The sequence below is a fragment of the Agrobacterium rosae genome, from assembly GCF_002915175.1.
In the GTDB taxonomy this organism is placed as follows: Bacteria; Pseudomonadota; Alphaproteobacteria; order Rhizobiales; family Rhizobiaceae; genus Agrobacterium; species Agrobacterium rosae.
Window position 1 is genome coordinate 150,898 of the sequence record NZ_NXEJ01000012.1, and the last position, 21,113, is coordinate 172,010.

The 21,113-nt window shown below is 54.3% G+C and carries 20 protein-coding genes and 1 pseudogene; 7 read left to right on the forward strand and 14 right to left on the reverse strand.

The annotated features are described in order from the left end of the window. The first annotated feature begins 6 nt into the window (after positions 1 to 6). From CPJ18_RS23455 to CPJ18_RS23480, 6 genes are read left to right on the forward strand one after another with little or no spacing between them, the layout of a single operon-like run. Positions 7 to 969: an iron-siderophore ABC transporter substrate-binding protein gene (locus CPJ18_RS23455; RefSeq protein WP_245445475.1), complete on the forward strand. Its 963-nt coding sequence runs from the start codon at positions 7 to 9 to the stop codon at positions 967 to 969. Continuing rightward, on the forward strand, positions 969 to 1,799 hold the full coding sequence (locus CPJ18_RS23460; protein ID WP_103660211.1) for a siderophore-interacting protein: 831 nt from the start codon (positions 969 to 971) through the stop codon (positions 1,797 to 1,799). Before CPJ18_RS23455 ends, CPJ18_RS23460 begins: the two co-directional genes overlap by 1 nt. Continuing rightward, the gene (locus CPJ18_RS23465; protein ID WP_245445476.1) at positions 1,796 to 2,863 is read left to right on the forward strand and encodes a FecCD family ABC transporter permease; all 1,068 of its coding nucleotides are present in this window, start codon (positions 1,796 to 1,798) and stop codon (positions 2,861 to 2,863) included. Before CPJ18_RS23460 ends, CPJ18_RS23465 begins: the two co-directional genes overlap by 4 nt. Then, complete coding sequence (locus CPJ18_RS23470; RefSeq protein ID WP_103660213.1) at positions 2,860 to 3,924, forward strand: FecCD family ABC transporter permease; 1,065 nt, start codon at positions 2,860 to 2,862, stop codon at positions 3,922 to 3,924. Before CPJ18_RS23465 ends, CPJ18_RS23470 begins: the two co-directional genes overlap by 4 nt. Beyond that, positions 3,921 to 4,739 carry an ABC transporter ATP-binding protein gene (locus CPJ18_RS23475; protein WP_103660214.1) on the forward strand — a complete coding sequence of 273 codons (819 nt, stop codon included), beginning with the start codon at positions 3,921 to 3,923 and terminating at the stop codon, positions 4,737 to 4,739. Before CPJ18_RS23470 ends, CPJ18_RS23475 begins: the two co-directional genes overlap by 4 nt. Further along, positions 4,732 to 6,480: an ABC transporter ATP-binding protein gene (locus tag CPJ18_RS23480; protein ID WP_103660215.1), complete on the forward strand. Its 1,749-nt coding sequence runs from the start codon at positions 4,732 to 4,734 to the stop codon at positions 6,478 to 6,480. The genes CPJ18_RS23475 and CPJ18_RS23480 overlap by 8 nt, the downstream gene beginning before the upstream one ends. Before the next feature lie 157 nt (positions 6,481 to 6,637). Here CPJ18_RS23480 and CPJ18_RS23485 read toward each other — a convergent pair. From CPJ18_RS23485 to CPJ18_RS23520, 7 genes and pseudogenes are all read right to left on the reverse strand, one after another. Continuing rightward, positions 6,638 to 7,033: pseudogene (locus CPJ18_RS23485) on the reverse strand (transposase); the annotation flags it as partial. A gap of 129 nt (positions 7,034 to 7,162) precedes the next feature. Then, positions 7,163 to 7,525, reverse strand: a complete 363-nt coding sequence (locus CPJ18_RS23490; RefSeq protein ID WP_167397971.1) for an IclR family transcriptional regulator domain-containing protein — start codon at positions 7,523 to 7,525, stop codon at positions 7,163 to 7,165. A gap of 551 nt (positions 7,526 to 8,076) precedes the next feature. After that, positions 8,077 to 8,694: an outer membrane protein gene (locus CPJ18_RS23500; protein ID WP_103660218.1), complete on the reverse strand. Its 618-nt coding sequence runs from the start codon at positions 8,692 to 8,694 to the stop codon at positions 8,077 to 8,079. 99 nt (positions 8,695 to 8,793) lie between these two features. After that, positions 8,794 to 9,030, reverse strand: a complete 237-nt coding sequence (locus CPJ18_RS23505; protein WP_103660219.1) for a hypothetical protein — start codon at positions 9,028 to 9,030, stop codon at positions 8,794 to 8,796. A gap of 433 nt (positions 9,031 to 9,463) precedes the next feature. Continuing rightward, a complete protein-coding gene (locus CPJ18_RS23510; protein ID WP_103660220.1) occupies positions 9,464 to 9,703 on the reverse strand; it encodes a flagellar hook protein in 240 nt (79 codons plus the stop codon). A gap of 63 nt (positions 9,704 to 9,766) precedes the next feature. Beyond that, on the reverse strand, positions 9,767 to 11,005 hold the full coding sequence (locus CPJ18_RS23515; RefSeq protein ID WP_103660221.1) for an HlyD family secretion protein: 1,239 nt from the start codon (positions 11,003 to 11,005) through the stop codon (positions 9,767 to 9,769). Next, complete coding sequence (locus CPJ18_RS23520; RefSeq protein ID WP_210251751.1) at positions 11,002 to 13,134, reverse strand: peptidase domain-containing ABC transporter; 2,133 nt, start codon at positions 13,132 to 13,134, stop codon at positions 11,002 to 11,004. The genes CPJ18_RS23515 and CPJ18_RS23520 overlap by 4 nt, the downstream gene beginning before the upstream one ends. 504 nt (positions 13,135 to 13,638) lie before the next feature. Here CPJ18_RS23520 and CPJ18_RS23525 point away from each other — a divergent pair. Then, a complete protein-coding gene (locus tag CPJ18_RS23525) occupies positions 13,639 to 13,863 on the forward strand; it encodes a hypothetical protein (protein ID WP_146258720.1) in 225 nt (74 codons plus the stop codon). 136 nt (positions 13,864 to 13,999) lie between these two features. Here CPJ18_RS23525 and CPJ18_RS27670 read toward each other — a convergent pair whose 3' ends face one another. From CPJ18_RS27670 to CPJ18_RS23565, 7 genes are all read right to left on the reverse strand, one after another. Next, positions 14,000 to 14,266: a cysteine hydrolase family protein gene (locus CPJ18_RS27670; RefSeq protein WP_103660223.1), complete on the reverse strand. Its 267-nt coding sequence runs from the start codon at positions 14,264 to 14,266 to the stop codon at positions 14,000 to 14,002. Positions 14,267 to 14,772: 506 nt separating this feature from the next. Next, positions 14,773 to 15,489 carry a hypothetical protein gene (locus tag CPJ18_RS23535; protein WP_103660224.1) on the reverse strand — a complete coding sequence of 239 codons (717 nt, stop codon included), beginning with the start codon at positions 15,487 to 15,489 and terminating at the stop codon, positions 14,773 to 14,775. A 44-nt stretch (positions 15,490 to 15,533) separates the two neighbouring features. Beyond that, on the reverse strand, positions 15,534 to 15,905 hold the full coding sequence (locus CPJ18_RS23540) for a hypothetical protein (RefSeq protein WP_103660225.1): 372 nt from the start codon (positions 15,903 to 15,905) through the stop codon (positions 15,534 to 15,536). A 146-nt stretch (positions 15,906 to 16,051) separates the two neighbouring features. Beyond that, entirely contained in the window at positions 16,052 to 16,714 is a 663-nt protein-coding gene (locus CPJ18_RS23545; RefSeq protein ID WP_103660226.1) for a DUF3313 domain-containing protein, read from the reverse strand. 117 nt (positions 16,715 to 16,831) lie between these two features. Beyond that, positions 16,832 to 18,196, reverse strand: coding sequence for an ATP-binding protein (locus CPJ18_RS23550; protein ID WP_103660227.1), 1,365 nt, complete (start codon positions 18,194 to 18,196; stop codon positions 16,832 to 16,834). Further along, a complete protein-coding gene (locus tag CPJ18_RS23555) occupies positions 18,193 to 18,957 on the reverse strand; it encodes a response regulator (RefSeq protein ID WP_281063049.1) in 765 nt (254 codons plus the stop codon). The genes CPJ18_RS23550 and CPJ18_RS23555 overlap by 4 nt, the downstream gene beginning before the upstream one ends. Positions 18,958 to 19,663: 706 nt before the next feature. Beyond that, on the reverse strand, positions 19,664 to 20,137 hold the full coding sequence (locus tag CPJ18_RS23565; protein WP_103660228.1) for a hypothetical protein: 474 nt from the start codon (positions 20,135 to 20,137) through the stop codon (positions 19,664 to 19,666). Positions 20,138 to 21,113 lie beyond the last annotated feature (976 nt).

Genomic DNA, 21,113 nt, shown 5'->3' on the forward strand with positions numbered 1-21,113 from the left:
ATGAAGATGCAGAAATTTCTTTTCTTAGTATTCGCGATGCTTGTGTTCGCATTTGCCACAATGGCGAACGCGGACGATCCTTTTCCAGTCACCATCAAGCATGCGCTGGGTTCAACGACCATACCGGCCAAGCCACAACGCATTGTCACGCTTGGATGGAGCGGGGAGGATGTCGTCATCGCTTTGGGCAAGATACCAGTGGCAATGACCCGGTACGGCTTTTTTCCGAGCGGCATGTTTCCGTGGGACGAGGAGCGGCTTTCCGGTTCCCTTCCGCAACTTTTTGAGGGTGAGACGGATTACGAAGCGATTGCGGCACTTCGACCCGATCTCATCGTTGCTGTTCTCTCCGGTGTCGACGAGGTTGCGTGGCGGAGGCTTTCAGCCATTGCACCCACCGTTGTTTATCGCTCTGGCCCCTGGCGGGCGGACTGGAAGGAACAAACAGATATTGTTGGGCGTGCACTCGGAAAGCACGAGGAAGCCGAACAGCTTCAGAAGAATACAACGGCCTATCTTCAGGCTCTTGGTGCCACCCATCCGGAACTGCATGGAAAGACCTTCACCTTCGCGACCTATTTCAGGGGTTCCAACAGTATTGTCGTTTATCTTCCTTCGGACCCTCGGGTTGCGGCGCTCTCAGTGCTTGGCTTGACGGTTTCGCCTCGGGTGGCCGATTTCTCCAAAGCGAACCCTTCCAAAACGTCGGTCAGCATTTCGCTTGAAGAAATACAGGCGATAGACGCCGACCTCCTCATCATGTGGTTCGGTGATGGCGCAAGACAGGCCGCAGAGGCGCAGCCCTTGTTCCAGACCCTCGGCGCCGTTGAACGTGGTGGCTACGTTGCTCTCGATGACCCGGTTTCAGTCTGGTCAACCTCAGCACTCAGCGTTCTCTCCATCCCCTATGGTTTTCCCAAATTTGTACCGCGACTGGCGGAAGCAGCGCGCAAGTTGGAGCAAAAATAATGAAATATGCGACCTCGGCGCAATTCGATCATGATGACGGCCATCATGCTCCCTATGTCAGAGATTACTTTTTCGGCGAGACGATCTCGGTGGAGTATGTCTCACCGTCCATGATCCGCGTCATATTGAAGATCGAGAATGGTGAAAGGCTGGTACCTTCAGGGCACCCTGACGAGTGGACACGCCTAGCGCTGCGTCCGGATGCGGACACACCGGTCACGTTGCCCGTTCTCATGGACAGCGGAAAATGGGGTAGACCTGATGGGTCAGATGATTGTCCAAACCGTCCCTACACGATTAGGCGCTGGGATGCCGATCGTTGTGAAATGACCATTGATCTCGTCGCGCATTCGGGTGGTGTTGCTGCGCAATGGGCCATGGAGGCGAAGGTTGGCGACGTGGTTGGGATCTGCAATCCGGAAGGTCGTTTCTGGATTCCGAAAGGTAGCGAATGGCTGTTGATGCTGTCCGACATCACCGGTCTACCTGCAATCGGACGAATCCTTGAGGAGCTACCTGCTGGGTTCAAGACCATTGTCCATGTCGAGATTCCCACCGATGCTGATCGCCAAGAGATAGAAACTGCCGCCGACGTCTCAATAGAATGGCATGCGTGTCATGGCTTAAGACCCTATCGGTCCGGCTACACAGAGCTGCCGGACCTTGCGCGCAAGATCATAGAGCTGCCTGCTGGCCCCGGCTTTATCTACATCGCGGGCGAGGCGCGAGCCGTTTCCGAAAGCCGCAAGCACTTTCGCGACACGCTGGGGTTCGACAAGGAGCGTATCGACGCCATTGGCTACTGGATAGAAGGGCAGGCAAGAGTGTGAGAACGCTCGACCAACAGACAGTTCTCACCGAGACAGAACAATGGCCTACGACGCGGCGTACAGTTGGTCATGGCCGGCTAGTATCAAGCATGCTTTTTGCCCTCGCGGCTTTGCTGACGGTAACCACCCTCAGTTTTGTTGTCGGCACGCGTTCTGTTGCTCTTGACGATGTATGGAGTGCTTTTTTTAATTTCGACGCGAGTTCGGCCACGCAGATCATTGTCCGAGACTATCGCCTCCCGCGGACGCTCCTTGGCCTCTTGTGCGGATCGGCTTTTGGCGTCGCTGGTGCTTTGATTCAGGCGATGACGCGAAACCCCCTTGCCGACCCCGGCATTCTTGGCGTCAATGCGGGTGCGGCATTTTTCATCACGCTTTCGGTCGGTGTGTTCGGCTGGCATTCGATTGATCTTTACATATGGGTCGCCTTTGCGGGCGCTGTTGTCAGTACCATCGTCGTTTATGGTCTTGGTGCGGCGGGTCGATATGGCGCAACCCCAGTTCGGTTGGTTCTGACCGGTGTCGCCTTGGCCGCCTTTCTGGGTGGTGTTGAGTCATCCATCACGCTTCTTAAACCTCAGGCATTTGGCGCAATGCGGATGTGGGCAATCGGGTCGATTGCTGCGCGCGACATGAGCATTGTTGGCACCGCTGCTCCCTTCATCGGTGTGGGATTGGTGCTTGCCATTGCCATCGCGCCATCACTTAATGCCGTGGCTCTTGGGGACGACATGGCTCGGTTACTGGGCAACAATATCCTGCGAACCCGTTTGATCGTCGTGATCGCAGTCACGCTCCTGGCAGGTGCGGCAACGGCAGCGGTGGGTCCAATTGGATTCGTAGGGCTAATGGTTCCGCACGTCGTTCGTTGGCTGATTGGTCCCGACCAACGCTGGATCATGGTGTTCACAATACTTCTGTCGCCCGTGCTTCTCTTGTCCGCCGATATTCTCGGCAGGATTATTCTTCACCCTGGAGAACTCGAAGCTGGAATCGTGACCGCGTTCGTGGGTGCGCCCGTCCTGATCTTTCTCGTCCGCAAAAAGGGTGCAAGCAGCCAATGACGTACGAATTTACTCGTCGACGCAGACGCTTTGAAGGGTCCAGTTTTGCATTGCGAATCGTTGATGGCAGGATTTCGTTTCGCGCCCGATCACGCACCATCATCGTTGTGTGTTTGATCCTGGGGCTTGTGCTAGGCATCGGCATTATTTCGCTCGTTAGCGGCAAATACGCCGTCTCCGCCAGCCAAGCGATTTCGGCTTTGATGGGTGGCGGTGACGAATTCACAAGAATGATCGTTACTGAATGGCGTTTGCCGCGTGTCTTGATAGCCTTCACGCTCGGCGGTGCGCTCGGTGTAAGTGGGGCGATTTTTCAATCGCTGACGCGAAACCCGCTGGGCTCTCCTGACGTGATCGGCTTTTCTGCGGGGTCTTACACCGGGGCTTTGGTAGTCATCATCCTGTTGTCAGGTGGGTACTATCAAACCGCCATAGGCGCTGTGATTGGCGGGATCGTCACGGCGCTCGCTGTATATCTCCTTGCCTACCGGCGGGGCGTGCAAGGGTTTCGGTTGATCATCGTTGGAATTGGCATCGCAGCAATGCTTGGTGCCTTCAACAGTTGGATGATCAAACAGGCTGATCTGAATGTCGCGCTGTCTGCTGCTTTCAGGGGAGCGGGGTCTCTCAACGGTCTTGGATACGAGCAGGCGTTTCCGATTATGCTGACGCTTTCTCTGACAGTACCTTTTATCGCCATACTGTCTCGCCCGATGCGCCAGTTGGAGTTGGGCGACGATGCGGCGCAAGCGGCCGGTGTGAATGCCACGCGGGTAAGGCTCTCTCTCATCGTGCTTGGCGTGACACTCACTGCGATTGCGACTGCAGCCGCTGGGCCAATTTCCTTCGTCGCCCTGGCAGCGCCTCAGATTGCACGCCGACTGTCGCGATCCGCAGGTATCGCGCTTGTCCCGGCTGGTCTAACGGGAGCATCGCTACTGATGGTGGCCGATTGGGCCGCGCAGCATGCTTTAGGGGTCCAGTTGCCTGTCGGTGTGATGACGGTCAGTATTGGCGGACTGTACTTCCTGTGGCTCCTCATACGCGAGGGGTACAAATGATTACTCTGTTCAGCGATAGCCGTTTGTACGCGGATACTGTTACCCTGCGATACGACACGCGAACGATCTCAAGGGATTTGTCGGTGTCAATCCCCAATGGATCGTTCACCGTTATTGTCGGACCAAATGCCTGCGGTAAGTCGACATTGCTCAGAAGTCTATCCCGGCTTCTAAAGCCTTCGGTCGGGCAGGTCGTTCTCGATGGAAAAAGCATTGCAGACATTGATTCAAAAACGGTCGCGCGTCGTCTCGGACTTTTGCCGCAAACCGCGCTTGCACCCGATGGTATTACTGTCGCCGACCTCGTCGCGCGTGGACGCTATCCTCACCAATCGTTTCTGCGTCAATGGTCACGCGATGATGAGGGAGCTGTTGTCAGGGCGATGGCGGCGACCAATGTGGCAGACCTATCCGACCGACTGGTCGATGAACTCTCGGGCGGACAACGCCAGCGAGTTTGGGTTGCGATGGTTCTGGCGCAGGAGACGCCGATCCTTCTCCTTGACGAGCCCACGACGTTTCTCGACATCTCTCATCAGATCGAGTTGCTTGAACTTCTATCTGATCTGAATTCAGAGGGTCGCACCATTGTTGCGGTGTTGCACGATCTCAACCATGCCTGTCGTTACGCATCTCATCTGATCACCATGAGGGACGGTGCGATTATCGCCACTGGCAAACCGACAGACATCGTCACAGCTGATCTGGTCGAAGCCATATTCGACCTCCCTTGTCTTGTCATGCCCGATCCTATCTGCGGCGCACCGATGATCGTGCCGCGAGGCCGCCAGCCAAAGGTGGCCCGTCGTGACTGAGCTCATCAAGCGGTTCGCGACCTATTACCGACCGCATCGCGGTCTGTTTGCTCTCGATTTCGGTAGTGCGGTCCTCGCCGGGGTACTGGAGCTCGCCTTTCCGGTCGCGGTCACCCTGTTCATCGACAAACTGCTACCGACCAATCAGTTGGGACTGATCGTGCTCTCCGTTGCCGGGCTAATGGTCATATATCTGGTCAATGCCGGGTTGCAGGTCATTGTCACCTATTGGGGCCATATGCTTGGGCTGAAGATAGAGACAGAGATGCGACGTAAGGCTTTCGATCATCTTCAAACGCTCTCATTCAGCTTTTTCGACGAACACAAGACCGGGCATCTGGTGGCTCGGTTGACGAAGGACCTGGAAGAGATCGGAGAAGTCGCTCATCACGGACCCGAGGATCTGTTCATCGCAATCATGACACTGATTGGCGCTTTCGCGCTTATGCTTTCGGTCCATGTGCCACTTGCTGTTCTAACGGCACTGATCGTCCCCTTAACGGCAGTTGTTACAACGGTTTACGGCAAACGCATGATGGCCACCTGGCACGCGCTTTACGGTCGGGTGGGTGAGTTCAATGCTCGGATCGAGGAGAATATTGGTGGCATCCGCGTCGTTCAGGCCTTTGCCAACGAGGAGCACGAGCGGGCTTTGTTTGCGCAGAACAACCTCAATTATTTGACGACCAAGCTTCGTGCCTACAGGATCATGGCGGCTTCGATGTCGCTTTCCTATCTTTCTATGCGCTTTGTCCAGGTAGTCGTGATGCTCGTCGGTGCCTGGTACGTAACACGGGGTGAACTCACCGCCGGAGGGTTCGTCGGTTTCCTGCTTCTGATTGGTGTATTCTTCCGCCCGGTTGATAAGATCAACTCGATCATCGAGACCTATCCGAAGGGAATTGCTGGTTTCCAACGCTATGTTGAGTTTCTGGATCGGCAGCCCGATGTTGAGGATCGACCCGGCGCACGCGCGATCCCACGGCTGATTGGGCGGATTGAGTATCGGGATGTCCACTTTGGTTATCAAAAGAGCTCGCCAATCGTTGTCGGCCTCAACCTGTCGATAGAGGTTGGCGAGACGGTGGCCTTTGTCGGGCCCTCCGGCGCCGGCAAGACAACGATATGCGCTCTGCTTCCGCGTTTCTATGAGGTGACGGATGGCACAATAAGTATTGATGGCATCGATATCAGGGATATTACACTCAACGCGCTTCGCTCAAACATTGGCATTGTCCAGCAAGACGTTTTCCTGTTCGCCGGCACGGTCCGAGACAACATTGCCTACGGTCGCCTAGACGCCTCTGAGGAGGAGATTATCGAAGCGGCTCGCCTTGCCCGCCTGGACGATGTCATCTCAGCATTGTCCGACGGGCTCGACACAATCATAGGCGAGCGCGGCGTCAAGCTGTCCGGCGGGCAAAAGCAAAGGCTCGCCATTGCACGTATCTTCCTGAAGAATCCGCCAATTTTGATCCTCGATGAGGCAACTTCAGCGCTTGACGGCGAGATTGAACGGGCTATTCAGCAGTCTCTTGCGGAACTTTCCAACGGTCGCACAACGCTGGTCATCGCCCATCGGCTGGCAACGATCACCAATGCCGATAGGATCGTCGTTGTCGAAGGTGGACGAATCGTCGAGGAGGGAACGCATCACAATCTGCTCCAAGCCATTGGCGGTCGTTATCACGCACTTCACGAAGCGCAGGCCGGCCATGGTCCGCAAAACGTAGCGATATGATCACGGGGGATCTCCTCACTCCGAGCATCGAATTCAATAGTCGAGGGTCAGCAACGTTTTGATCGGTGACATTATTAAGCGAAGTATTTATGAGTGGCTTAAGAAAATGTGTCTCGGCATGGAATATTGGCTCTGACACAATTTTGGTGGTCAGTGGCTATCCGACGCCGATGACGCGGGCCTGAAGGAGGTCAATTTTTCTTCGACCGTACATTTGGCGTTTTACAAGCTTGAGCTTTGTGATTTGCCCCTCTGTCTGTCCGTTCGACCACGGCGAACTGATCGCGGCACTGACAGCCGCCCAATCTTTGGCAACACCATTGGCGAAGGCTGCTACCAGGCTTGATCGAGCGCGTTCCAACCACGGTTCGAGATCGGCAAGAGATTTCTTGCGGATCATGGCTTGGAAAGCGGCGACCACTTCCCGGGCTTCGATGAGTTGAGGCACTCCGCCTTCAATCGCGGCAACCGTAACGGTCTGAGACTTGGAAAGATCGTCGCGCCCGATGGTCATGAGGCGTGCGACAGTCCTTGCCGACGGCGTACGGCTCAAGGCTGTGTTTCGGCGAGCCATTTGACCCCGCCGCAGGTGCGAAAAGATGAACCCGGCTGGACAGCAAAAATTGATACACATCAGGTTCATATTACGTAGCACAAGGGGTCATCCTTCCGCCGAAAGGGGTCAATCTTGGAAGCCGGATGACAAACCTCGCCGTAAACCCGGATCGTTGAACCTCTCTAGGAGTAAATCAGCGAAGCCAAAAAAATCCTCGTTGGTCGCGTCGACGCTCAAGGCGCTGATTGTCAAAGCGCCAAGAAATGTCCTGTCGGCATCGAATAACGGGATCGATATTGAGGCGTAGTGCCGCAATCGCTCGCCGCGAGTAATGGAATATCCGTTCTCGCGAACATCTTGGAAGAGCGGATTGTCGGGCTCCGAATAGGCCTGCAGCACGCTGGCCGCGGAACCGCCATGCGACAAGGATACCGACACGCCGACATCAACGAAACAGCTGTGGTTGCGATTGACGCGGCTGCGCACCACACAAAGATGATTGCCCTCGGTGCGAATGTAGAAGGCCTTGACCTGATGGATGATCGCTGGTCCGGTTGAGCGGCTCGGCAATCCGGTTGACCAGATTGGAGGTCGCCTTGGAGATTGCCGCCAGCCGCAGGGGAATAGCTGCCATCAGCATGCCGTTACAGAAATCCACAATTCGACAGTGATTACAGCGCCCTGAGTGTCGTCGCCTTGTCGAGACCGGATATTTCCGAGATCTCGCGCAGGTGCATCTGGCTGCGCTCTATGTTGAACGTTGAACAGGCTGAGGATCAGAAGTCCCCGGTCGAGGACACCGGAGATGCAGGAATGCTCGCCGAAACGGCTGGAGGACGGCCGCATATTTTGCATGGGCGTCTGATGACTGGTTTTTTTGATGACAGCGCACCGTGCACCCACGAGACCACCGTCGTCAGGCCTGCCAAGCTTCGAAGGCAGTCGATTGTTGATCTTCCACAAGCTCTGATGCTTTGCAGTGACCAACAATCCGCCATTTTACCGGCCTCCGAGACTGGAGGAAATCGGAAGCCGGATTGTCAAAACTTGTAGCTCGCGCCTACCATGACCTTATGTTGGGTTGCTCCGATTTCACCAATCGCCGACCCAAAGTCTTTGTTGCCGAAGTCAGAGTACCGATATTCGCCGCGCACAAGAATATTATCCGTGAAGGCATGCTCGACACCGCCGCCGGCTGTCCATCCAATCAGAATATCGTCTTTCTTGTTCGAGCCAGGAACATCGACCTTAACACCCGCCGCAGCGATACCGCCTGTAGCGAAGAATAAAGTTCGGTCCCAAGCATAGCCAACACGACCGCGGCCGGAGGCGTCCCACTCGATGTTAGCGCCGCTGTTCTCTTCAAAATTGTAGTTGAAGTCGTTCTCGATACCAAAAACGATATTTCCATGTTGAAAATTGTACCCAGCATGCGCGCCTGCTGAGCCACTGTCGAGATCCACGTCAGAGCCAAATAATGCCGCCTGGTTCCAACTGTATCCGCCCTGCGCGCCGAGATAGAAGCCAGACCAATCATACGAGGAGGAAACCTGCTGCTCATTTGGAGCCGAAGGCTGCTCATAGACAATATCTGCTGCAACAACCGGTGCTGCAGAAGACACTGCGAGCGCTGCAAGCGCAAAAATTTTAAATTTCATGTGATCGTTCCTGTGTTGAATGGCGGAACAGGCAACCCGCGACGGTCTAGCCCTGTTCGAGAACGATTATGGCCTAAGCACTTGTTGCAGAGTGTCTTTTCACATTATGTTATGTTGCAATGTGGTCTTGACTTTCTTTGGTGCTAGACCAGTTTTGGTGGCCGATGCAGTCATGGGCGATCCCCGGATGTCGCGGTTGTTGGTGTTCCCGTGACGATCACGCGCTTCACCAAGCAAACTCAGCAATTGACAGGTGGATATTCCATCTGCTTGCATGACTTGAAGAATCAGCGGGTCATTGAGAACTTCTTGAAGCGTCAACTCGGTTTGCGACATACTCGTCTCCTTTGTTTGGAGAGCTTATGCGCTCGCCACGTAACCTTGCGATGTCGAAAACAAGTCGACATAGAGGCAAGGTGTTCAATAAGATTGCAATTTCGGACGGGATGTAGACTCGATTGATAGTTACTTTGTGTGAAGAGCGTCTAACAGATGCTCTTCAATCGACGTCACCACTCAGGCCTACCGACAACGGTGCCACCTGAACTGTTGGCATGACCGAACCTTGTAGCTGGCACCGGTATAGCGAGAAACTCATCCCTTGTCAGCAATGCCTCGCTATCACCCCGCTTAGCATTACCAAGCCTCCATCGCGAGAAATGTCGGTGGGAAAAGACTCTGAGTTCATGACGGGTAAGATGCGAAGGTCCCGGAAGGGGGGGCCTGGCGGCTAGATCTTATCCGCCAGGCTCAGTTTGGTCAGCTAGATCTAGCTAGCAAACGAGTTCTCAAAGCTGAAAGAACCAGACTTATTGCTAAAAGAAAACGTTCCCGCCTTCTGTACGACTTCGGCCGGCAATTTTGCCGAGAAGCTTCCCGAGCGGCTACCGAACGAGTAGTTCCCGGTGACAGCGCCATCAGCACCAATGGTAACCGTGGAAGCGACGGTCGTGGCACCGCCGCTCACGAGATCGAGCATATCGCTGTTGATTTCAATCATCTTGCTCATGTTAGTCTCCTTTGGGTTGGTTAGTCGTAGGTCAGACCAGGAAGGTCGTTCCCTTTGCTGGATTCACCGACTGGCTATGGCTTTTAGCGGATCCGTGATCCAGTCGGTGAAGTGTCGGCGATCTGTAATGATATCGCCGATGAGTGTCATACCGGGCGTCAGTTGGCGCTCCTCGCCGTAGGCGGAAACGCTGGTACGATCGAGGCTGACGGTGACCCGGTAGACGGGATCTTCGAATGAGATTGGAGCCAATAATTCGCCTTCGCGATAGGTCGAGCGCGAAACTTGGGCGACGTGGCCGACAATCACTCCAAAGCGTTGGTAGGGAAAGGCGTCAATCCTGAGCCTGACGTCCTGGCCGATCTGGACCAGACCGCCGGCTCGTGACGGCAAAAGCAGATTTGCCTCAAGAGAACTTCCCGCCGGAACAAGTGCTGCCAAGGGGGACTGAGCCACGGCCGTCTGACCAGGCTGCGCCTGCAGAGCAGCAACCCTACCGGCAACGGGTGCAACGACGACGTAAGCGCGATCAATCTGAAGCTGAGCTAGTGACTGCTGAAGTTCGCTGCGAAGCCCATGCAACTGGGCGAGCTTATCGTTCTGCTCAGCGGGTAGACTTGTCATTTGCGACTGCATGTCATCCAGATCACCCTGGCGCTGTGCATGTTGGCGCTCCAGTTCGTAAATTACACTTTTCTGCGATAGAATCTGCTGCTGCAGGCGCGACAATTCAAACTTTGTGCCGCTGCCCCCCACTTGGAGGCTGGCGTAGCGTTCTACATCTCGCGTTTGGAGATCCTTGAGTTCGCGTTCCGACAAGAGCCGGCGGGTTTGCGAGGCAAGCTCTTCGGCAAGACCGTGAAGTCTTGCAGCCAGTCGACGACGCTCTTCATCAAAGCGTGCTTCGGCCGCTTCAATTTGTATATCGAGGGACTGGATGCGAGACACGATCTGCAAGCGCAGCTCTTCGCCTACCTTCCCTTGAGCACCGGTTGTCTCCAGCGAAAGCTCTACCATCGGCTGACCTTGAGTGACCAGGTCGCCTTCACGGACCAGGACCTTGGAAATGACGCCTCCTTTTGTGGCATATAATTGTGCCAGGCCACCGGTTGGCGCGACATATCCCTGGACCGTCTCCTTTCGTGCGTAGGTACCGGTCATCAGATACGAACCTCCGACGACGACGAAGACAAACAGCACCGCCGTCATCAAACCGTAACTCACGGGCTGTGCAATCATCACCTCACCACGCAACCTGCGACGATGTTCAATTGCTTCGGGTCTAAACAGCGTGTTGCTCATGGCACCACCTGCAATGGATGCGCTGAGATTTCGCGGTGCAATTCGCGAACCTCGCCTGCCTCGATGGTGAAGATACGGGACGCCCCTTCAATAGCGCCAGGGCGATGGGCGACCATGATCTGGGTTATACCGAGTCCCTTGAGAGACTGCATAACGCGACGTTCGGACAGAAGATCGAGATTGGCTGTCCCTTCATCAAGGAAAAGGATTTTGGGTCTTTTGTAGAGAGCTCTCGCCAGAAGCGCGCGCTGCTGCTGCCCGCCCGACAATGTTGTGCCCAGGTCTCCAACCAGTGTCATATAGCCCATCGGCATACGTTCGATTTCTTGGTGGAGATCGACCTTGCGCGCTACATATTCGACCTGCGCCATATCCATCTCTGGATCGAAGAAGGCGATATTATCCGCAATCGTGCCCGCAAAAAGCTGGTCATCTTGCATCACGACGCCAATTTGCGCCCGATAAGTTCTCATACCCACAGCATTGAAGGTCAGACTATCAACCAATATCTCGCCTTCACACGGCGGATAAAGCCCCATCAACACCTTCAGTAGTGTCGATTTTCCACCACCGGAAGGTCCGACAAACACCACTGATTGACCCGCCGTGATGTCCAGCGAAACATTCTTCAGCACCCAGGCTTCGCGCTCGGCGTATCGGAATGAGAGATTCCTTATGCTAAGCCCGCCCACTACAGGGCGAAGTGCGTGCGAACCGGCCTCGATACCAGGCTCCGCATCTTGGTGCACCGCGTCAGACAATCGCTCGAGATGCAGTCCCGTCATGCGAAACTGGAAGCACTGTTCTACGAATGACAGCGCAGCGCTGCTGAATTGGCCACGATAGGACAGGAAGGCCAGCAACATGCCGAGCGTCATCTCACCTCGGATGATCGCGCTCGCACCGAGATAGAACACCAAAAGCAGTTCTCCGCCTGTGACAATCGACAGCCCGGCCGTGCCTTTTAGGCCGATTTTTTGAAGGCGCACATTATTGTTGAGACTGGCAACATAGGCATTCTGCCATACCCCGTGTCGTTCCAGTTCTCGGCCAAAGAGCTTGAAAGCCCGTGCGCCGCGGATGGTTTCCAGGAAAACACTGTCAACTCTTGCTTGATATTGAATCCCTTCGTTGGTGAGATTGCGCAACCAAGGAAATGTGATCAACCTTGTGCAAATGACGACTGCTAGTGAGGCCAACACCACAAGTGCAAGATAGGGCGCATAGACGAGCATGACCGCGAGGGTGAGGATTGCCATCAGCCCGTCCAGAATACCTGAAACCAAGCCACCCGTTAAAAGATCCTCAACAGGTTGGAGGGAATTAAATCGAGATAAAATGTCGCCGAGGCGACGCTTCTCGAACCAAGGCACTGGCAAACGCAAAGCGTGACGAAGCAAATTACCACGCATCTGGAACGTCAAAAGGGTGCTGAAGTGCATCTGAACATAACCACGCAGCAATGTGGTTGCGCCTTGGATCAACAATAAGAGGCCGGCACCTATGACGATAATGTTCAGGAGGCTGAAATCGCCTTTCGCGATCGCTTCATCGACGATCAATTGATTGATCAGAGGTGACACAAGAGCAAAAAACTGAAGCGAAGCAGTAAGAAGGAGGATTTGAACAAGGCTTGGAATAAACCCAGCGCTCCTTGACCACAAATCCGTCAGGTGCACCCGTTCGACTTTTTGGCGTTTTTGAAATGAAGCTGCCGGTGTGAGTTCCAGCGCAACTCCAGTGAAATGTGCAGATGCTTCAGTTAGGGTAAGATGTCTGTATCCACTCGCTGGATCGTGTATTTTGATCCATTTCCTGTTGGCACGACTGAGAACGACGTAGTGCGACATATCCCAGTGAAGGATGCAAGGAGTCTTCAACTGGCCCAAGCCGTCCATTTCTACCTTCAATGCCCGACCGGTAAAGGCAAGGTCGTCAGCAATGGAAATCAGACTCTTGAGGGTGGTTCCTTTGGCCGATACCGCATGGCGTCTTCTCAGTTCGGACATTGTCACGAGATGGCCGTGATGCGAAGCCACCATAGCTAGGCATGCAAGCCCGCATTCCGCGGCTTCCGACTGTAAAATTGGTACAATCCGAGAACGATTGTTCATGACATCGAGAAGCAACGGACAATCCTCCTGCGTGTTTGATTGCAACAAGCGTATTAGAAGTTCAGCGCGTTTCACCGACTTACTGAGCAGAGGCTTTAGTCAACGAGCTTATGAAAACGGTTTTAAACGTTGGCTTGTCCCAGGGTGCATTCAGCGCGACACACTATCCCCAAGCCTTCCCAGCGATATCTTGTCCCGGTTTGCGAATTCACGCGGCCTTGTCGGCAGTCTCCACGCACTCGGCGTTATTGCCTTGGCTCCGTATCGTCCTCAGTCTCTTTTTTGGGAATGACGTCTGTCATTGAAATTTCCCCGCAACCGCCCTCGGGACGCGACGCTGACGTGGGAGGCGGAGGCACTAGTTCGACCCAAAGTTCAAACATCTTTCATCAAAACCACCCTTGGCTTAGGTTTTTAGCTTGTGATGAAACCTACTTTGGGCGCGCGTTGCTGTGTGTTTCAATTTGTTGCGAAATGTTGAGGCTTCAACAGCCTGGTAATCGACTGGGTGAATACGACATGGAATACCGTTTAAAATTCACCGTATTTTCGGATGATGCTGGCGGCCAGGACACGTTCGCGGCTAACCTCCACGGGAAGCGAACCTATGAAGCCGCAATCAGCCTTTATTTTCAGCTTTTAGAGGCTCTGGCGGAGGGTTTGCCTGCGGAGGACATTGGAGCCGCTCAGCGCGTCCTGTCCGCACTAAGTATAAAGCCTGAAACATTTGCCGCTGACGACTAGTGTCGCGCGATGTGGGATTATCCAATCAGCCTTTTGGAAATCGGCTTTAGGCGTGCGAGAAAACGCATGCAGACCGATTTGCAAAAACCTTGATTTCTGCACTGGCAGTAACCGATCCAAGCAACACGGCGGACATTTACGCCCGGGAAATTCGATTAAGGACCTCGATGATCTCTAGTAGAGACCCGGTCTCAGCCAGCATGGGGTAGATGTTGGTCTCACAAGCTGCTTTGGCAGCCGGATTGAAATACGAGATCGCATCAAGCACGATAGTCACATTTAGAGCCAGATCATAGGCCTGACGGGCCGTCGACTCGACGCCTACGCTCGCTGCCGTGCCGCACTGGGTGACGCCGCGAGAGAGCAACAAAGTTTGTAGGTCCGACCCGCTCAACGCCCCCAAGGTCCGCGCCGGACGACAATGTCGGACTCCGCCTGCTCCACGGGCTGTTGGGCCTCAGTGGAAAAAACATGAAACCGCCGCCATCAGGGGACGTGTCTGTTCTACCCATCTTGCCTCCTTCGGAAATGATCAGTAAGACTTGCAGGTCACGTGCGCGAAACGTGCGCGCCAGCAAGGCTGCCACAGCATAAACTTGTGGCCCAGCTTGGCCGACAAAGCATCTGGTGCCTTCCTGGAGATCGATCACGATGAGGGCGGTTGCATCGTCGATTTTGCGGATGTGCATATTATTCACTGTAGTTAACAACAACGTCTAGTAACGACTGCATTTAGATCTATCTATATGGTCGCAAGGGTGGGAGCTTTTGGTGACACGGCTGCGACCAGCTTTGCGGACAGGATTATGACCGATCGAGGGGCTAGGTTTAGGCACTCCCGTGCGGCAGTTGTGGTCGAACGCGATTGTTTCTCGTCTCAGTAGGCCCCATTAACGGGCTCAGAGCTAGTCAATCCAAGTCTGCCGTTTTGATCAGGGCATCCCGACCGAATTTCACCGCCGTAAAAGGCAAGGTTGCGGTCTGAAAAAGTACCATTCCCGCGCTATTCATTGCGGCTGCACCGATATCACGAGTTTTGTCCGTACGCTCACTTACGATGGTTTCGGCGTCGCCCGTGGACGTTGGCACGTAAACTACAGGCCGTATTGTGCCGACAATGAGCGGGTCTTGAGTTTCGCACTTGGGTTGGCAGCGGTCATAGCGAACGACCTTCGCCGAGTTAGCTGTAGAAAATTTACCAGTCGCCTGGGACCCACCGGACTTGATCGTTGCAGAGGTCGGGCGCTTGGTTGGAATGACACTATAGGGAAGAGTGTCTTTCTGAGGTTCGGCCTTGCTTGCCGAGACGGGCACCGACGCTACATCGCGAACTTCTCTCAGGTTTGTCGAAACGACTTTACTAACCTGCCGAACAGGTCTGGAAGCCATAGCTTCCTCAAAAACGGTGGTATGGGCAGGCCCGAGATTGCCATACCATAACATACCGATTGAGCCGAGAAGAAGACCGCCAACCCCAAGTGCGAGCATTGCTAAACGAACGCGCCGCGGCTTTCCCGCTCCGAGCTCGAGATCATGGCGATGCCGCCATACGCGCTCGAGATGTATTGCACTATCCGTGTGTACTGGGGATGGCGGAATGATATCGCCGTTGAGATAAATGGCCATGGGTTGCCTTTCGGTTGACGGTGTTGGAATGATGCGCCTATGCCTCAGTACTGGTCGTGAACAACCCCCATGATATCGCCAGAACGCGATACACTGACGAGCAGGTTGTCGCCTCCGCGGGTCGCCTTGACGAGAAATCGTTCACCAACATCCTGAACGTTTCTTACTCGGTAACCCCTGTCCTCAAGCAAGGTGATGACGTCGTCCGGTCCAAAACGCCTGCCTCGCTGGGACCATCTGTTCTGATCGTCATGGTTGCGGTTCCAGGCATGAAGGAAGTTCGATTCTGTGTTGTCATCCACAGAATAGGGCTCCGATGATTGACCATCATAAATCACGACCTGCGATATGGCAGGTAGCGCAGCGATCGCGCTGAAGACAGCGGTCGCGCTGATTAGTATAACGTGGCGTCTCATGATCTTCTCCTTTAGTGTGCATTGAACAGCATGCTCCAGTGCCCCGAGGGACGGATATTGGCATGTCAAAAGGAAGCATGGCGGCATCATGCACGTGGCTACTGTTGCTGTGTGTCGTTTGTTGTTCTGAGATGTTGCGGCTGGCCTCAGGGACGCAACCGGGACAGCAGCGCATCGGCACCCTTGTCGATCGCCACTTCCGACGCCTTTAGCGAGCCGAAGCTGGCACCAACATTCATCGCGTTGGGATACTGTTTGGTAACGTAGGCCGACAAGAGCGTGCTCGTCGTCGTGTCGAATATCTCAACAGCGTAGGACACCGAGCCGGTCATTGTGCCTTCCTTATCACGAAAGGCCTGCACCGCGTTATACATACCTCCCCCGACATCAAGATGCGAGAAAGGACCTAGAACGGGCGTCGTCGTCTTTGCGCCGGTGAGTGTCAGATGAACGCGCAGCGTTCCGGGCGCGGGTGCGGAAACAACAGAAAAACGCGTCCGTAGTTTCTGCGTGAACCGAGATTGCATGTAGCTGGCAAGAGCGACCTTGTCCTGCTCGCTGACTTTGACGAACTGGCTGTCCTGTCCACGGTAAACCGTGACAGGATCAACAATGACCTTGTCGTAGTGGCTCCAGTTTGCCCCGCTATTGTAACTGTATGGAACACGGCCATTGCGATCACTGGTGTCGGCTTTGAGGTACTGCGCCGACGCCAGACCGCTGTAGGCAGTCGGATCTGCAGTGGTGCAGTTGACAAGCAGGCCACTGGCGATGACAAGGCAAATGCTTGCTTTGTAGGTAATCTTCAATGGTCTGACTCCAGCCGGTTGGCGCCGTGTGGCAAGTGTGGCTGGATGACCGATAGCTGACCGCAACGGTATTGCGTTTTCAAAAATGTTAGGAAATGTTCGCGCGGGTCGGAGACATTAAATTATGAGAGTATCGGAGGGCGAGTTCCGAGACTGGAGAATCTCTCCTTTCGGCAGGTTGATCTCAACGATGAGGCCGTTTGGCTGTCGGTCCCGCAATGTGAACACGCCCTTGTGGCCTATCACCACGATCCCCTGCGCGATTGATAGACCAAGTCCGAAACCACCGGTTTTTGCTCCGGATTGACGGGATGCATCTGCCTTGAAAAACGGCTCTATAACCTTCTCCTTCAAATCATCTGGTAGACCCGGCCCATCGTCTGAAACCGTGATGGTGACTGTGTCATGCCGGTCTTCAAGCGCGATCTCGATATGGTCGGCGTACCGGGAGGCATTATCCACAAGATTTGAAATGGCGCGTGTCAGACCTTGCGGCATGCATATGTATGTGAGGCGCCTGGGCCCGATAAAGCGAGTGTTGACACCAGTATCTGCAAAGTCGTCAGAAATCGTTTGCAGCAAGCTCGACAGGTCCACCTTGCGGGCCGGCTCGAACCTATTGTCGAGAAAGCTGAGACTGGTGTCGATCAGCGAGGACAGCATTGTCACATCAGCCAGCATCATCTCTCTCAGAGCGGGTTCATTCGATCTTTCGATACGCATTCGCAACCTTGTGAGTGGTGTTCTGAGGTCGTGACTGATCGCTCGAAGTACCCTCGTCCTCTCACGTAGCATTGTCTGTATTCGGCCCTGCATGACATTAAGCGATGCCGCCAGGCTCCTGATTTCTAACGCACCCTCGGTTTTGAACGGCTCCTCGGAATGATCGTCCATGCTGACGCGTTGCGCAGCTGCCGCGAACCGGATCACGGGCTCTGTGATTAACCAACTGCCCAGGTATGCCAACAGGATCAGCGGGATGACAATCTTCAAAATGCCGCTTGCCATGGCTGGTACCAGCCAGACGCTGGTAGGAAACTGCGGCATTGTAAAAGAAAGAGCTCTCGTTTCATCGACTTTGATGGTGAGCACGGGTGCGCCATGATCACTGGAGACCGCATTTTGCATCGCTGTCACGATCCCATCATTTATGAGCTCTTTAACACGCTGCAGGATGTCAGGGTTCGGCGTACCAGCCTCGTATAACATGGAAGCTCGGGAAACAGACGCGCGCGTTGTCAAAATGCCGAGCCGATCGGCAAAGCGCAGTGCGGCCTCTTCCTCCATCTCGGTTTGGCCTCGGGAATATTGTTCGAGCACTGTTTCGACACGACCGGCAAACAACCCAATCTCTATGCCCTTATCGTGCCTCCCATATATAAAGGGCTCCGTTGTCGCTGCAACAACTGATACGAGAACGACAAGCAGGATCGCAAGAAACAAGAGCTGTTTGCGGATAGAGGCGCCTCGAAGCCCCTTCATGGAAGACGCTCAACCTGCGAGGCGAACAGGTATCCACCCAGCCGCACGGTCTTGATGAATGTCGGGTCCTTGAGATTAGGCTCAATCTTTTGCCGAACACGGCTGATATGGGCATCAATGCTTCGTTCGATCGGGCCTGCCGAGCCCGCGTGCGTCATCGCAAGAAGTTGTTCACGTGTGAGAACCTTGTTGGGGTGGCAGCAAAAGGCCCAAAGAAGGTCGAATTCTGCTGTTGTCATGGAAACCTGCGCGCCATCCGCATCGAATAGCTGACGACTCCGCGGGTCTATTCGCCATCCCGAAAACGTCATTGGTTCAAGCTCAGCTTCAGGCTCATCATGATCAGATGCTCTGCGCAGGATGTTTCTAATGCGCGCCAGCAGCTCTCGAGAATTGAACGGCTTGGTAACATAGTCGTCCGCGCCCAGTTCCAACCCGAGTATGCGGTCTATATCCTCGCGAAGTGCTGTCAACATCAGGATCGGCGTCTTTCCTGAAGACCGCAATCGCCTGCAGATGCTGAAGCCATCCTCCCCGGGTAGCATTCCATCCAAAAGGATCAGATCGAAACTATGACGGCCAAGGATTCTGTCCATCTCGATGCCGTTTCCGACCGAGGCAGCGTCGTAGCCGTGGCCTTTCATCAGATCGACGAGCATGTCCGCAATATCTCTGTCGTCTTCGACTATCAGGATTTTATGCGACAGTGCGCCCGCTCTAATCGGCGTCAAATTTCCTGGCTGTTGCGGGGATATTGCCATATGCAACCTTTTGTCGGGTGATATCGGAAATCCGTTTGGCGAATTTTAGCGGGACCGCCCGCCTGCAATCCAACCTTTATCCGATCTCATGCAAAACTTTATTAGGAAATATTGCAAGATGTTGCGGCCCCGAAATATTTTGCAGACCGCAGAAATTTATAACAAAATACGCGTGCGGTCCGAACGGGCGCATTGAACTTACTGCCCATCGGAATCGTAAAAAATAAAGACAATCCAACGATGCGCTTACTCTCTTTTGCTGTATTCGATTGGGTTTGACCGAAACTCGGCGTCAACAATGGCTGCTGCGATGTAGCAGGCTCTGACCGTCAGGAGCGAAAAAAATGCGGCGGATACCCAGGTTACCACGTGATGCCTCGATCGTGACCGGCGAGGCAATCTGCCTGCCAATACAAGGCAGCTATGTTTGGCAACCCGCCCAAGCGCCACGAGCACAAACATTGCCAGGATGACGTAACCTGTCAAGGATGCAGCACTAATCAGCCAAGACATTACAAGGCATACTCCCAAAAACCATTGTTCCTTTATTGGTGCGGCCGTTTGCCAAATCTCACTGACGCGCAAAAACCGGCTTGATCGCTGTCGTCTCGCGACCCAGCTCTTCACCCGCCCGGCAGGCGGTTCTGACAAGAGCGCTGAGACCTGCGATACATTTGACGGACGGCCTGTGGAATGCCTGGGTAGATCAGAAGGGAACATCCATCGTATCCTTACGACTGTGAGAGCGTAGCGCATTTGCGGCTATGGTCCACCATCGGAAAGTGCGCTTCGCCCCTGTCGTCAACGGTGTCACGTGACCTGTCGCCATGACCGACCTTGTAGCCGGCACTGGCATGGCAAGAAACTGTACCCTTTCAAGAAAGGCTTTGTTGTCAAACCGCTTTGCATTCACTCGCCTACCATCGCTTGAGATGTCGGCATGGAAAAAAACTTCGAGGTTGATGACGGGTAAGACGCGAATATTACGCAGCAAGTCAATGTCCGGCCAACTCGTTATGGCAAAAACAAACTCGTCCGATCGTAAGGCATCAAAAGCCTCGGGCACCGTGGACAGGCAGACAGACTGAAATCCATGGTCTGCCAGCCTGGCAACGATGGTCGCGCCGGCTGCCTCAGGCAGAAAGACCAGTATTTTCGAAACTTTCGGGGGGTGGAGCATGTGGCGCTTTCCTCATCGGTGATGACGAAGATTAGCCCGGGCCATTGCAGCACTGTGTTCGGTTTTGTGTATTTTTATGTGCGCAAAGCGTGGTTGCAACAAAACATAATCATCCGAAACGCATAGACACTCTTGCGAAACGCGGCCGATAGAAACGTCACCGGGCTTGGAACCGCATCGGGAAACTGATTGATCTGGTCGATCCAAAGGAGGCTCAAAACTACTTCAAAACGTGCGGATATGAGTTACTTTGAATGGGAAACGCTGCAATGTACGAAAGTTCGGATTTTTGGGCGCATAGGTGGATGGTCACACGACCGAAAGCCGCAATTCTGGAATCGCTTTACCGAAACGGTCGGCCAGTCTGAGATCGCTCGTAACTAGAAGGTAGTCACGCTCGATCGCTTGCGCGACGATCCAAAGATCATTTTCGTCGACCTGAAGCGTCTTGCTCGGTACCCGACCCTGCCAATCTTCTATCCATCGCGGAACACGACGTGATAGATCCAAATAATGTGCGGCGAGCCTTGCTTTGACTTCACCGTACGCCTCTGCGGGGTGCCGACCAACTTCCGCCAAGGGATAGGTGGCAGCTTGAGTGAGTGTGGTGCGGCTATGGGTAATATCCTGTCCAGCGAGGACTACGACAAACGAACCGAGCGTTAAACGAAGGTCCGATCCGCATTATCTGGCCATCGCACTTTGCTGACAGCTGCCGCGCGGCGCGGCAAGGCGCATATCCCTGCAACATTTCTGAACATAATAGCATCCTAAGACACAATTGGATCTGGCATGATCGTACGGCACGTATGCCGCATACTGATCATGAACCAAGGGGACGCTCACTCCAAATGCCTCTTCGTGCGCATCGCAGAATTGTGAGACTGAGCCGCAATGGAAATCAACAATGCTGCGCAACAGAAACGCAACGGAACCGTTTCGTTTCTGTTGCGTTCGACTCCTATCGGAAGCGCAG